11 protein-coding genes are annotated in these 13,824 nt (G+C 65.5%); 8 read left to right on the plus strand and 3 right to left on the minus strand.

From position 1 onward, the window contains the following. Positions 1-278: 278 nt before the first annotated feature. Genes C41B8_RS15900 through C41B8_RS15910 form a run of 3 tightly spaced genes read right to left on the minus strand, consistent with a single transcriptional unit; the run spans position 279 to position 3,005 of the window. Positions 279-956 carry an HAD family hydrolase gene (locus C41B8_RS15900; protein ID WP_051883671.1) on the minus strand — a complete coding sequence of 226 codons (678 nt, stop codon included), beginning with the start codon at positions 954-956 and terminating at the stop codon, positions 279-281. Then, positions 956-1,666, minus strand: a complete 711-nt coding sequence (gene ubiG, locus C41B8_RS15905) for a bifunctional 2-polyprenyl-6-hydroxyphenol methylase/3-demethylubiquinol 3-O-methyltransferase UbiG (RefSeq protein WP_037340422.1) — start codon at positions 1,664-1,666, stop codon at positions 956-958. The genes C41B8_RS15900 and ubiG overlap by 1 nt, the downstream gene beginning before the upstream one ends. Before the next feature lie 4 nt (positions 1,667-1,670). Then, entirely contained in the window at positions 1,671-3,005 is a 1,335-nt protein-coding gene (locus tag C41B8_RS15910) for a TRZ/ATZ family hydrolase (RefSeq protein ID WP_037340480.1), read from the minus strand. A 241-nt stretch (positions 3,006-3,246) separates the two neighbouring features. Here C41B8_RS15910 and gyrA point away from each other — a divergent pair, with 241 nt between their 5' ends. From gyrA to cmk, 8 genes are all read left to right on the plus strand, one after another. Beyond that, positions 3,247-5,847 (plus strand): DNA gyrase subunit A, encoded by a 2,601-nt coding sequence (gyrA, locus tag C41B8_RS15915; RefSeq protein ID WP_037340423.1) that lies wholly within the window; start codon positions 3,247-3,249, stop codon positions 5,845-5,847. A 46-nt stretch (positions 5,848-5,893) separates the two neighbouring features. Next, positions 5,894-6,976 carry a 3-phosphoserine/phosphohydroxythreonine transaminase gene (gene serC / locus C41B8_RS15920; RefSeq protein ID WP_037340424.1) on the plus strand — a complete coding sequence of 361 codons (1,083 nt, stop codon included), beginning with the start codon at positions 5,894-5,896 and terminating at the stop codon, positions 6,974-6,976. Positions 6,977-7,105: 129 nt separating this feature from the next. Then, on the plus strand, positions 7,106-8,299 hold the full coding sequence (locus C41B8_RS15925; protein ID WP_037340425.1) for a phosphoglycerate dehydrogenase: 1,194 nt from the start codon (positions 7,106-7,108) through the stop codon (positions 8,297-8,299). Between the two features lie 339 nt (positions 8,300-8,638). Next, positions 8,639-9,742 (plus strand): prephenate dehydratase, encoded by a 1,104-nt coding sequence (gene pheA, locus C41B8_RS15930; protein WP_037340426.1) that lies wholly within the window; start codon positions 8,639-8,641, stop codon positions 9,740-9,742. A 25-nt stretch (positions 9,743-9,767) separates the two neighbouring features. Beyond that, a complete protein-coding gene (gene hisC / locus C41B8_RS15935; RefSeq protein ID WP_037340427.1) occupies positions 9,768-10,886 on the plus strand; it encodes a histidinol-phosphate transaminase in 1,119 nt (372 codons plus the stop codon). Then, complete coding sequence (locus C41B8_RS15940) at positions 10,886-11,791, plus strand: prephenate dehydrogenase (protein ID WP_037340428.1); 906 nt, start codon at positions 10,886-10,888, stop codon at positions 11,789-11,791. The genes hisC and C41B8_RS15940 overlap by 1 nt, the downstream gene beginning before the upstream one ends. Continuing rightward, positions 11,788-13,113 (plus strand): 3-phosphoshikimate 1-carboxyvinyltransferase, encoded by a 1,326-nt coding sequence (gene aroA, locus C41B8_RS15945; protein ID WP_037340429.1) that lies wholly within the window; start codon positions 11,788-11,790, stop codon positions 13,111-13,113. Before C41B8_RS15940 ends, aroA begins: the two co-directional genes overlap by 4 nt. Next, positions 13,110-13,808 (plus strand): (d)CMP kinase, encoded by a 699-nt coding sequence (gene cmk, locus C41B8_RS15950; protein ID WP_037340431.1) that lies wholly within the window; start codon positions 13,110-13,112, stop codon positions 13,806-13,808. The genes aroA and cmk overlap by 4 nt, the downstream gene beginning before the upstream one ends. Positions 13,809-13,824 lie beyond the last annotated feature (16 nt).

Below are 13,824 nucleotides of genomic sequence, written 5' to 3' on the forward strand. Positions count from 1 at the left end.
CCAATAGCGACGTAGTGACGTAGGTCGGATTAGCGCGAAGCGCGTAATCCGACAAGAACGAAGTCGGGTGGGATCGACAATCCACGATGCGGTAGCCGCCACCACGGGGCCGCCCGGGCTTTTGTCGGCTTACGCCCTAAGCCGACCTACATCTGCACGAGCGCTATGCCATCTATGCGCTGCAATAGAGCGGCCGTCGTGTCGATCTGCGGCGCGAAGCGTCATCCGGCGTGAGCGAGCACGACGGTCCACGCCGCACTATTGGAGGCGGATCGACGCTACGCAGGCACCTGCAGACGTTGGATAGCGTCCCAGAGCTCGGCGGGCGTGTCGACCACGGCGTCGGCTTCCCATTTCGCGATGTCGTCGTCGACCGGGACATAGCCATAGCCGGCGGCGATGGTGGCCATGCCGGCGGCGCGGCCGGCGAGGATGTCGCGGTCGGAGTCGCCCACGTAGATGCATTGCTCGGGCGTCACGCCCATGCGCTCGCAGGCCAGCAGAATCGGGCGCGGGTCCGGCTTGGCCACGCCCGCGGTATCGCCGCCGATCACACAGCCGGGGGCTGGATCGAAGGCTGTGAATTCGATCAGCGGCACGGCCAGCGCTTCGACCTTGTTGGTGACCACGCCCCAGGGCTGGTTCTCGGCGGCCAGGCGCGCGACCAGTTCGCGAATGCCGTCATAGGGTCGGCTTTCCCAGGTCATGCGCTCGCGATAGCGGGCGATGAAGCGATCGTAGGCGACGCGATAGCCGTCATCGTCCGGGGTGAGATCGAAGCCGCGCCCGAGCAGGCCGCGCCCGCCGTAGGAGCAATACGGCGCCAGCACCTCCAGCGGCAACGGGTCGAGGCCTTCGGCGACGCGCATGTCGTTGAGCGCGCCGACCAGATCCGGGGCGGTATGCATGAGCGTGCCGTCGAGATCGAACAGCACGCTGGGTCCGTCGGTCATCATCAGGCGTCGTCCTCGCCGTGTCGGGCATGCAGGAAGTAGTTCACGTCCGGGCGATGGCCCAGTGACGCGCTGTGCGTGAGCGGGTTGTAGCGCATGCCGCTGATGTCGACGACCTCGAGCCCGGCGTGCCGGCAATGCGCTGACAGTTCGGCCGGTTTCACCAGCTTGGCGTACTCGTGGGTGCCGCGCGGCAACAGGCCGAGCACGTATTCGGCGCCGCCGATAGCGAGCGCCCAGGCCATGGGCGAGCGGTTGATGGTCGAGAAGAAGACGTGACCGCCCGGGGCGGTCAATGTCGCGCAGTCCTGGACCACATAGGCCGGCTCGTCGACATGCTCGAGCATTTCGTAGGCCACGACGATATCGAATTCGCCGGCGAGTTCGGCCGCCATATCGCGCGAGGCCGCAACGCGATATTCGATGTCCAGACCGGATTGTTCGGCATGACGCTGCGCGGCGCCGATCGCCTGCGGGGCCAGATCGATGCCGGTCACCCGGGCGCCGCGCGCTGCCATGGCCTCCGACAGCAGACCCGCGCCGCAGCCGACGTCGAGCACGCGCTTGCCCTTGAGGCCGCCCGCGCGGCGTTCGATATAGGTCGTGCGCAGCGGGTTGATGTCGTGCAGCGGCCGCATATCGCCGGTCGGATCCCACCAGTTGGCGGCCATGGCATCGAATTTATCGAGTTCGGCTTGCTGATTGCTGGGCATGGGCTTAGCTCTTGGTTTGGGCGGCGGCAAAGGCGGCGAGTTTATCGGCCCAGGCATCGGTACGCTGCATGACGTCATCCAGATCCAGCGTGGTCAGGCGACGATCGCGCATCAGGGCGCGTCCGGCCACCCAGGTGTCGGTGACCTGTTCGCGGCTGGCGCTGTAGACCAGTGCCGCGATGGGGTCGAAGACGGGGCGGGTTTCCAGTGCGCTCAGGTCTACGGCGGCCAGATCGGCGGCTTTGCCGACCTCGATCGAGCCGGTCTCGTCGGCGATGCCGAGCGCGCGGGCGCCGGCGATAGTGGCCATTTCCAGCGCGGCGTCGGCCGAGACCGCGGCCGCGTCGTCGCCGGCGATCTTGCCGATCAGCGCGGCGGTGCGCATTTCGCCGATCATGTCGAGATCGTTGTTGGAGGCCGCACCGTCGGTGCCGAGTGCCACGTTGACGCCGGCATCGCGCAATCGCTGCACCGGCGCCAGGCCGCTGGCGAGCTTGAGATTCGACTCCGGCGAATGAATCACGTGCACGCCGGCGGCGGCACAGCGCTCGATCTCGGCGTCGGTGAGCTGGGTCATGTGCACGGCCAGCAGATTGGGCGTGAGCAGCCCAAGCGCATCGAGGCGCGCGAGCGGACGTTGCCCGTGCTGTTCGACGGCGTTGTTCACCTCATGCGCGGTCTCATGGACATGCATGTGCACGCGGACGTCCATCTCGTCGGCATAGGTGCGCATCTTGGTCAGTGGCCCATCGGAGACCGTGTACGGCGCATGCGGAGCAAACGGCGTCACGATGCGTTCGTGATGACGCCATTCATCGCGGACGGCCAGGCCCTTGTCCAGATATTCGTCCGGGTTGGCCGCCCACACGGTGGGGAAGTCGATCAGGATCATGCCAATGCCGGCGCGCATGCCGGCCCGGTCGACGCGATCGGCTGCCACATCCGGAAAGAAATACATGTCGTTGAAACAGGTCGTGCCGCCGCGGATCATTTCCGCCATGGCGAGATCGGTCCCGTCGGCGACGAATGCCTGGGACATGAACTGTCCCTCGAGCGGCCAGATATGCTCCTGCAGCCACGGCATCAACGGCAGATCGTTGGCCACGCCACGCATCAGGTTCATGGCCGCGTGCGTGTGTGCGTTGATCAGGCCGGGGATGAGCAGGTGATGTGGCCGGTCGACGACTTCGGCATCTGGATGCGCGCGCGCGGCGTCGTCGCGAGGCAGGATCGCCGCGATCCGGCCCTGACGGACCACCACGGCATGATTTTCGAGCCAGCGCCGCCGGCCGTCGACCGGCGCGATCCAGCGGGCGTTTATGACGGTTTCGGACAAGATCGTCTCTCGCTTGGGGCGATGAATGAACGGGTGTTCGAGGGCGCCGAAGTTCGGCCGGATCGATGCTACCCGAGACATGAAATGGCGCACAGCGCGGAGGCCGGCTGCGCCTAACGGCTGTGGTATCATATCGCGCTTCGCGCACTGGTCTTTCAGGCCCGGCCGGCAAAGAGGTTCCGGATCGTTTCCGGCACCGCTTCGAGGCTGTTTCGCGCGCCGGATCGCCAACTTGAACTAGCCTATGGCCGACGTCGCAAAAGAGATCCTGTCGATCAACCTGGAAGACGAGATGCGCCAGTCGTATCTCGACTATGCGATGAGCGTGATCGTCGGGCGTGCGTTGCCTGATGTCCGCGACGGCCTCAAGCCGGTGCATCGTCGCGTGTTGTACGCGATGCAGGAGCTGTCCAACGACTGGAACCGCCCGTACAAGAAATCGGCGCGCGTGGTCGGCGACGTCATCGGTAAATATCACCCGCACGGCGATTCCGCGGTCTACGACACCATCGTCCGCATGGCGCAGGATTTCTCCATGCGCTATGTGCTGGTCGACGGCCAGGGCAACTTCGGCTCGATCGACGGCGACGCGCCGGCCGCCATGCGTTACACCGAAGTGCGCATGGCCAAGCTTGCCCATGAGCTGCTGGCCGATATCGGCAAGGACACGGTCGATTTCATTCCGAACTACGACGAATCGGAATCCGAGCCCGCGGTACTGCCGACCAAGCTGCCGAACCTGCTGGTCAACGGCGGCACCGGCATCGCGGTGGGCATGGCGACCAATATTCCGCCGCACAACATTCGCGAGATCATCAACGCTTGCCTGGCGGTGATGGACAACGAAGACGTGACCATCGCCGAGCTGATGGCCCACGTCCCGGGCCCGGATTTCCCGACCGCCGGCATCATCAACGGCGCCTCCGGAATCCGCGAGGCCTACGAAACCGGTCGCGGCCGGATCCATATCCGGGCGCGTGCCCACTTCGAGGACATCGACGAGCGCGGCAAGCAGGCGATCGTGGTCACGGAACTGCCGTACCAGGTCAACAAGGCCCGGCTGCTGGAAAAGATCGCCGAGCTGGTCAAGGAAAAACGCGTCGAGGGCATCACCGAGCTGCGCGACGAGTCCGACAAGGACGGCATGCGCATGGTGATCGAGCTGCGCCGCGGCGAGACGCCCGAGGTGGTGCTCAATAATCTGTATCGGCATTCGCAGATGCAGACCGTGTTCGGCATCAACATGGTCGCGCTCGATGACGGCCAGCCGCGTACGCTCAATCTCAAGCAGATGCTGGAAGCGTTCATCCGGCATCGGCGCGAAGTCGTCACGCGGCGCACGCAGTACGAGCTGGCCAAGGCGCGGGCGCGGGCCCATGTGCTGGAAGGCCTGACGATCGCGCTGGCCAATATCGATGAAGTGATCGCGCTGATCCGCGGCGCCTCCAGCCCCTCGGAAGCCCGGGAAGGGCTGATGGCGCGCGAATGGGCACCGGGCCAGGTCACCGACATGCTCGAGCGCGCCGGGGCCGATGCCTCGCGTCCCGCCGATCTGTCGCGCGACTACGGCCTGCTGGATTCCGGCCGCTATCGCCTGACCGAAACCCAGGCCCAGGCGATCCTCGATCTGCGCCTGCACCGCCTGACCGGGCTGGAGCAAGACAAGATCATCGAGGAATTCGAGAAACTGCTCGATGATATCGCCGACTATCTCGAAATTCTGTCGTCGATGGCGCGCCTGTTCGAAGTCATCCGCGAGGAGTTGGTCGCCGTGCGCGACGAGTATGGCGACGATCGCAAGACCCAGATCCTCGACGATCACCTGGATCTGACCACGGCCGATCTGATCTCGCCGGAAGACGTGGTCGTCACCCTCACGCACGAAGGCTATGTGAAGTCGCAGCCGCTGGATGCCTATCGCGCCCAGCGTCGCGGCGGGCGCGGCAAGTCGGCCACCACCACCAAGGATGCCGACTTCATCGAGAAGCTCTGGGTGACGCATACCCATGACACGCTGTTGTGCTTCTCGTCCTACGGCAAGGCCTACTGGCTCAAGGTCTACGAACTGCCGAGCGCCGGTCGCGGCGCTCGCGGCAAGCCCATCGTGAACCTGTTGCCGCTGGAGTCCGACGAGCGCATTTCCGAAGTGCTGCCGATCAAGGATTTCAACACCGACGAGAACGTCTTCTTCGCGACCCGCAACGGCACGGTCAAGAAGACCGCGCTGGAACAGTTCTCCCGGCCGCGGACCAACGGCATCATCGCCATCGATCTGCGCGACGACGACGCGCTGGTTGGCGTCGACCGTACCGCCGGCAACGACACCATCATGCTGTTCTCATCGGCCGGCAAGGTGATTCGCTTCGCCGAGGCTGACGTGCGCCAGATGGGCCGTAACGCCGCCGGCGTGCGCGGTATTCGTTTGCCCGAGGACGACGATACCGCCACCGTGATCGGCCTGATCGTGGTGCGAGAGGGCGAGATCCTCACCGTGACCGAACACGGTTACGGCAAGCGCACGCCGGTGGACGATTATCCGCTGCGCGGCCGCGGCGGGCAGGGCGTGCTCGCGCTCAAGCAGTCGGACAAGACCGGCGCCGTGGTCGGCGCCACGCAGGTGTCCGAAGACGACGAGATCATGCTCATTTCCAACATGGGCACGCTCATCCGCACGGCGGTTTCCGAAGTTTCCGTGCTGGGCCGCAACACCCAGGGCGTGCGCATCATTCGTGTGGGCGACGGTCAGCGCCTGGTGGGCGTGGACCGTATTGCGGTCGAGGACGCGGACGATGAAGCCGCGCCCGACGGCGACACACAGGCATCCGAAGCGCCGGGCGAGGAGTAATCCCCGCCCGGCGCGCCCCGATTTGTTTTCCACGAGGAGTGGTTTCATGGCACGTGTGTACAACTTCAGTGCAGGTCCCGCGACCCTGCCGGTCGAAGTGCTGGAAAAAGCCCAGGCCGAGATGCTCGACTGGAAGGGCACTGGCATGTCCGTGATGGAAATGAGTCATCGTGGCTCGGCGTTCGTGTCCATCGCCGAAGATGCGACCGCGCGGCTGCGTCGTCTGCTGGATGTGCCGGATGATTACAGCGTGCTGTTTCTGCAGGGCGGGGCGGCCGGCCAGTTCGCCGGCGTGCCGCTGAACCTGATGGGTGAGCGCCACACCGCCGATTATGTCGTTACCGGTAATTGGGGCAAGAAGGCGATCAAGGAAGCCGGCAAGTATGGCGAGGCCAACCTGGCGGCGTCGGGTGAGGCCGACGGCTTCACTTCGATCCCGGCGGTTTCAGACTGGAACCTGTCCTCGAACGCGGCGTATCTGCATTTCACCCCGAACGAGACCATTCAGGGCGTGGAGTTCCAGGACGTACCGGACGTCGGCGATGCGCCGCTGGTCGCGGATATGTCGTCGAACTTCCTGTCGCGTCCGGTGGATGTGTCCAAGTATGGCGTGATCTATGCCGGCGCCCAGAAGAATGCGGGCCCGGCCGGCATCACCATGGTGATCGTGCGCAACGACCTGCTGGACCAGGCCCAGGCGGCCTGCCCGATGGTCTTCAACTACAAGCAGCAGCGCGACGCGGATTCCATGCTGAATACGCCGTCCTGCTACGCGTGGTACATCTGCGGCCTGACCTTCGAATGGCTGGAGAACCAGGGCGGTCTGGAAGCGATCGAGAAGATCAATATCCGCAAGTCGTCCAAGCTGTACGACTACATCGACGCATCGGACTTCTACTCGAACCCCGTCGATCCGGCCGTTCGTTCGCGCATGAACGTGCCGTTCCTGCTGGCCGATGACACCCTGAACAAGCAGTTCCTGGCCGAAGCCGAAGAGGCCGGGCTGTCCACGCTCAAGGGTCATCGCTCGGTCGGCGGCATGCGGGCATCGATCTACAACGCGATGCCGGAAGCCGGCGTCGACGCGTTGATCGACTTCATGCGTACGTTCGCCAAGACCAACGGTTAGAAGGGAATACCCTCGGGGCGCAAGGCGCCCCGGAGCCCGCTCGGCCCGCCGGTTGCCCGGGCGAGGCTTGGCCGGTCGCCGTCGCGGCCGGGTTCCCCGGTTCCAGGATTGCCTGAAATAAGGATTGTCATGAGCCTGAAGATTCAAACCCTGAACAACATCTCCGCGCGCGGTCTCGACCGCCTGCCGCGCGATCTCTACGAAGTGGCCTCGGAGATGAGCGAGCCGGATGCGATCATCCTGCGCTCGGCCAACATGCACAACATGGACATCCCGGCGTCCGTGCGCGCGATCGGCCGTGCCGGCGCCGGCGTGAACAACATCCCGCTCGACAAGATGACCGAGCGTGGCGTACCCGTGTTCAACGCACCGGGCGCCAATGCCAACGCCGTCAAGGAGCTGGTGCTGTCCGGCATGCTGCTGTCGGCGCGCAACATCCTCGGCGCGTGGAAATACGTCGAAGAACTGACCTCTACCGGCGAGGATCTCAAGAAAGAAGTCGAAGCCGGCAAGAAGAAGTTCAAGGGCGTGGAGTTGCCCGGACGTACGCTGGGCGTCATCGGTCTCGGCGCCGTGGGTGTGAATGTCGCCAACGCGGCGCAGGCGCTGGGCATGGCCGTGTCCGGTTTCGATCCGGGCATCACCATCAATAACGCCTGGCGCTTGAGTGCCGGTGTCGCGGAAGCGTTGTCGGTTGACGATCTGATGTCCGGTTCGGAGTTCGTTAGCCTGCATGTCCCGCTGGTCGACGGCACTCGAGGGCTGGTCAATGCCGATCGCCTCAAGCTGATGCCCAAGGGCGCGGTGCTGCTGAACTTCTCGCGCGCGGAAATCGTGGACGAGGACGCCGTGCTCGAGTCGCTGGCCGAAGGCCATCTCAAGTACTACGTCTGCGACTTCCCCTCGGAGAAGCTGCGTGGACACGAGCGCGTGATCACGCTGCCGCATCTGGGCGCCTCGACCGACGAGGCCGAGGACAACAGCGCCATCATGATCGCCGATCAGCTGCGCGACTGGCTCGAAGTGGGCAACATCCGCAACTCGGTGAACTTCCCCGAGGCGATCATGCCGCCGACGGCCAACGCCCACCGCGTGGTGGTGATCAACAAGAACCAGCCGAACATGGTCGGTCAGATCACGTCCGCACTGGCGCGCCACAACCACAACATCGCCGATCTGCTGAACAAGTCGAAAGGCGAAATCGCGTTGTCCCTCGTGGACGTGGATGCCGAAGTGGCCCAGGGCGCGCTCGATGAGCTCGCCGCTATTTCCGGCGTGCTCTGCGTGCGCTATCTGGGCGCGATCGGCCCCAAGGCGGGCTGATCCCAATGACGACCCCGGGCCGCATCCGGCGGCCCGGGGTCGTGCCGATAACGCCGGCGTCGGGGGAGTTCGGCGCGGCGCGCGATGGCGCCGATATCGCCGACGGCAATCCAAGGCGCCACGAGCGATCCCGTCCATAGCGCCGGCCCATGGCGTCCGCGGGGCTGCGGTGGCGGATTGTGGCAAAATGCGCGCCGACCTTTCGGGTTGCAATCCCGGATCGTGCCAGGACGTGTCGCAAGGCTTGCCCGGTTGCTACCCGGCGCGTGTTCTGTGGCCGGGCCGGCAGACCGCGACGCGCGACCCGGCACTGTGTGAAACATCAACAGGCCCGAGGCCATGAGCACACCATCCGACGACGATGCGCTTGCCGATGCGCGCGCCCAAATCGACGAACTCGATCAGCGTATCCATGCGCTGATCAACGAGCGTGCCGGTATTGCGCTCAAGGTCGCCGAGATCAAACAGGCCGCCGGGCGCACCGATTTTTATCGCCCCGAGCGCGAGGCCCAGGTGCTCGAGCGCGTCGCCGCGCGCAACGAAGGGCCCCTGTCGGACGAAGCGGCCGCCCGCATCATGCGCGAGATCATGTCCGCTTGCCTGGCGCTCGAGAAACCGATGACGGTCGCCTATCTCGGGCCCGAGGGGACCTACACTCAGGCCGCGGTCTACAAGCATTTCGGTCATGCCGTGCTGGCATCGCCGAAACCCGCGATCGGCGACATTTTCCGTGACGTCGAGGCCGGCAACGCCCACTTCGGGGTGGTGCCGGTGGAAAATTCCACCGAAGGCGTCGTCACCCATACGCTGGATCAGCTGGTGGGCAGCCGGCTGTCCATCTGTGGCGAAGTGGCGCTTGCGGTGCACCATCATTTGCTTTCGCATGCCGGCGAACTCGGCTCGATCAAGCGCGTGGTCGCGCATGCGCAATCGTTGGCTCAATGCCGCAACTGGCTCGATACGCATCTGCCGGGCGTAGTCCGGGAGGCCGTGGCGTCGAACGGTGAGGCTGCGCGCCGCGTTGCGGGAGACGCGACCGCCGCGGCGATCGCGGCGCGGGCGGCGAGCGATTTCTACGATCTGCCGATTCTCGCCTCGAATATCGAGGACGAGCCCAACAACACCACGCGCTTCCTGGTGCTGGGCACCCAGCAGGTGGCGGCGTCCGGCAATGACATGACGTCGATCCTGGTGTCGATCCGCAACCGGCCGGGCATGCTGTATCGCCTGCTGGCACCGGCCGCTGATGCCGGCGTGGATCTGGCGCGCATCGAATCGCGCCCGTCGCGGCGTCAGGCCTGGGACTACAACTTCTTCATCGACATCGAAGGCCATGCCGACGATGCGCCAGTGCGACGCGTGATCGAGTCGATCGAGGCCGAGGCCGTCATGCTCAAGATCCTGGGGTCCTACCCCCGCTCGATCGGCCGCGATGCCGAATAGTGTCTCAATACGTCGAGATAGCGACATGCCGAAAACTCTGACCGACCAGGCCCACGCCGGAATTCACGGGCTGTCGCCCTATGTCCCCGGCAAGCCGATCGAGGACCTCAAGCGCGAGCTTGGCTTGACCTCGATCATCAAGCTGGCGTCGAACGAGAACCCGCTCGGTACGGCACCGGCGGCTCTGGCTGCGCTCGCGAACTTCGACGGCGATCTGTATCGCTATCCCGATGGCAGCGGTTACGAAGTCAAGCAGAAGATCGCAGCCCGCCACGGCATGGCGACGGCGTGCATCACGCTGGGCAATGGCTCGGACGATATTCTCGAGCTCACCGGCCGCGTGTTTCTCGGCCCCGGCAAGAACGCCGTCGTTTCGCAGCATTCGTTCGCGGTCTATCCGATCGTCGCGCGCGGCGTCGGGGCCGAGGTCCGCGAGGTGCCGGCGCTGGCCGCCGATGCCGATATGCCGTACGGCCACGATCTGGACGCCATGCTGGCGGCCGTCGACGACGACACCGGCGTGGTGTTTATTGCCAACCCGAATAATCCCACCGGCACGTGGGTGACGCCGGCGGCCCTCGAGGCTTTTCTCGATCGCGTGCCGTCGTCGACCGTCGTGGTGCTGGACCAGGCTTATATCGAGTATCAGACGGCCGATGCGATCGTCGACGAAGCCGCGTGGTTGGCGCGTTACGACAATCTCGTGATTACGCGCACGTTCTCGAAGATCTTCGGCATGGCGGCGCTGCGCTTCGGCTACGGCTTGAGCTCGGCGACAGTCGCCGATTTTCTCAACCGTATCCGCCAGCCCTTCAACGTCAATATGGTGGCGTTGCACTGTGCAGCCGCGGCGATCGACGATCACGATTTCATCGCACGCTCGATTGAATCCAATAGCGGTCAGCGCGCGCGCCTGACGCAGGCGCTGGCCGAGCGCGGGCTGCCCAGCCTGCCAAGCCAGGCGAATTTCATCACCTTCGATACCGGCCGCGAAGGCCGCGCGGTCTACGACGCGCTGTTGCGCGAGGGGGTGATCGTGCGGCCGCTGGGCGGCTACGGCCTGCCGAGCCATCTGCGCGTGACGGTCGGCAGCGAGGCGGACAACGAGCGTTTCCTTGCCGCACTGGATCGCGTGCTCGGGTGATGAATCCAACGCCGGTGTTGTCGGAGTTCGATCGCATCGCGATCGTCGGCCTGGGCCTGATCGGCGGCTCGGTCGCCCGCGGCCTGCGCGCGGCGGGCTATGCCGGGCATCTGGTGGGTGCGGTCACGTCGGATGCGGATGCGGCGCGGGCGGTTGCGCTCGAGCTGGTGGATACGTGCCACGCCGATATCGCCGCCGCCGTCGGCCCGGCCGATCTGGTCGTGGTGGCCACGCCGCCCGCGGAGCTCGATGAGGTGCTTTCCGAAGTGGCCGGCGTTTGCCCGGCCCACGCCGTGATTACCGATACCGGCAGCAGCAAGACCAGCGTCGTCGAAGCCGCTGCGCGCGCGTTCGATGCGGCTGCCATGGCCCGCTTTGTGCCCGGGCATCCGATCGCGGGGACGGAGAACAGCGGCCTGGAGGCCGGTTTCGCCACGCTGTTCACCGCGCGCCGCGTGATCCTCACGCCGGATGAGACCACCGACCCCGCAGCGCTCGCGGCGGTAGAGGCCATGTGGTCGGCCCTGGGCGCGCAGGTATCGCACATGACGGCAGCGCATCACGACGAGGTGCTGGCGGCGACCAGTCATCTGCCGCATGTGCTGGCGTATACGCTCGTCGATACCCTTGCCGCCATGGCCGAGCGGACCGAAATCTTTGCGTATGCGGCCGGCGGCTTTGCCGATTTCACGCGCATCGCCTCTAGCGATCCCGCGCTATGGCGCGATATCGTCAAGGCCAACCGTGGCCCGGTATTGCATACGCTCGACGCCTATATGGCGCAGCTTCAGGACGTGCGCAGCGCAATCGCCAGCGGCGACGACCATCATCTTCATGACATTTTCGAGCGCGCGAAGACCGCGCGCGACGGGTTCGTGTTACAGCGGGAGCAGAACGAGCGATGAGCGGCAAGAGCTTTCATGTCCAGCCAGGCGGGGCTCTGGGCGGCGATATTCGTGTGCCCGGCGACAAGTCGATCTCGCATCGGGCCATCATGTTCGCCGCGCTCGCGGACGGCACCACGCGTATTTCCGGTTTTCTCGAAAGCGCCGACTGTCTGGCGACGCTCAACGCCTTTGGCGCCATGGGGCTGTCGCATGAGCTCGATCAGGGCGCCCGCGTGATCACGGGCATGGGCATGCGCGGCCTGCGCGCGCCCGCGGCCCCGCTGGACCTGGGTAATTCCGGCACGTCGATGCGTCTGTTGTCGGGCATTATGGCCGGCCAGGCATTCGACTCGGTGCTCACCGGCGATGCCAGCCTCTCACGCCGTCCGATGAAGCGCGTGATCGAGCCGCTGTGGCAGATGGGCGCGCACATCGAAGGCCGGGACGGCGACCGTGCGCCGCTTGCGATCACGGGCGGCGTCAAGCTCAACGCCATCGATTACACGCCGCCGGTGGCAAGCGCCCAGATCAAATCCTGTGTGTTGCTCGCGGGGCTATATGCCGACGGCACGACCCGGGTCCACGAACCGGGCGTCAGCCGCGACCACACCGAGCGCATGCTCAGCGCCTTCGGCGTGACGGTCGAGCGCGACGGCGATACTGTCTCGGTGGCCGGCGGCCAGTCGCTGACGGCGACGGATGTCGCCGTGCCGGCCGATCTGTCGTCGGCGGCTTTCTTCATGGTCGGTGCCTCGATCGCGCCCGACAGCGATATCACGCTGCGCGGCGTTGGCATCAATGCCACGCGACGCGGCGTGATCGACGTGCTGCTGGCCATGGGCGCGGACATCACGCTGCTCGACGAGCGCGATCAGGCCGGCGAGCCCGTCGCCGATATTCGCGTGCGATCGGCGGAACTGCACGGCATCGAGATCGGCGCCGACGAAGTCGAGCTGGCCATCGACGAGTGCCCGGCGTTGTTCGTGGCCGCGGCATGCGCGCGCGGCACGACCCGGGTCACCGGCGCCGGCGAACTGCGCGTCAAGGAATGCGATCGCATCGCGGTGATGGCGGAAGGGCTGGCGCGTCTCGGTGTCGAATGTCACGAGCTTGAGGACGGGATCGTGATCGTCGGCCGGCCCGATGCGCCGAGTTTTTCCGGCGGGTCGATCGCCAGTCACGAGGATCATCGAATCGCCATGTCGTTCGCCATGGCAGCGTTGCGCGCCTCTGGCCCCGTGATCATCGACGACTGCGATTATGTCGATACCTCGTTTCCCGGCTTCGTCGAACTGGCCGCGCAGGCCGGGCTCGGTATCCAGGCCAGGGCCACCGAATGAGTACCGCGGCACCTGTGATTACGCTGGACGGGCCCGGTGGTGCCGGCAAGGGCACGCTGGCTTCAGAACTCGCACGCGGCCTTGGTTGGTGGCTGCTCGACAGCGGCGCGCTGTACCGGCTCGTCGGTCTTTCGGCGCTGCGCGAGGGGCTCGATCCGGACCGCGCCGAGGATCGGGAGCGCGCTGTCGCCATCGCCCAGGCGCTGCCGGTTCATTTCGTCCCGGATAAAGGGGCGGGGCAGCGCGTCGAGCTGGCCGGCGAGGATGTCACCGACGCGATCCGTGCCGACGCCGTCTCGGAAGCCGCATCGCGCTGGGCTGCGTTGCCGCCGATTCGCGAGGCTTTGTTGTCCCGCCAGCGCGATTTCGTTGCGCTGCCGGGCTTGATCGCGGACGGGCGCGATATGGGCACGGTGATTTTCCCGGACGCCGATCTCAAGCTCTATATCACGGCCTCGGCCGAGGAGCGAGCCCGGCGTCGTTATGCGCAGTTGTCCGAAAAAGGTGTTGCTGCTAACCTTGAGTGGATATATCGTGAAATTGTGGAACGTGATGAGCGCGATGCGTCGCGTGATGCCGCTCCGCTGAAGCCGGCCGTCGATGCACATGTAATCGACACCACCGGCGATGATGTCGCCGCCTCGCTGGACAAGATCCACAATCTGGTGGCGGCCAAGGGCTGGCGCATCAACTGATCGCCGGTCTTGTATA

This window comes from Salinisphaera hydrothermalis C41B8 (assembly GCF_000732535.1).
GTDB lineage: Bacteria > Pseudomonadota > Gammaproteobacteria > Nevskiales > Salinisphaeraceae > Salinisphaera > Salinisphaera hydrothermalis.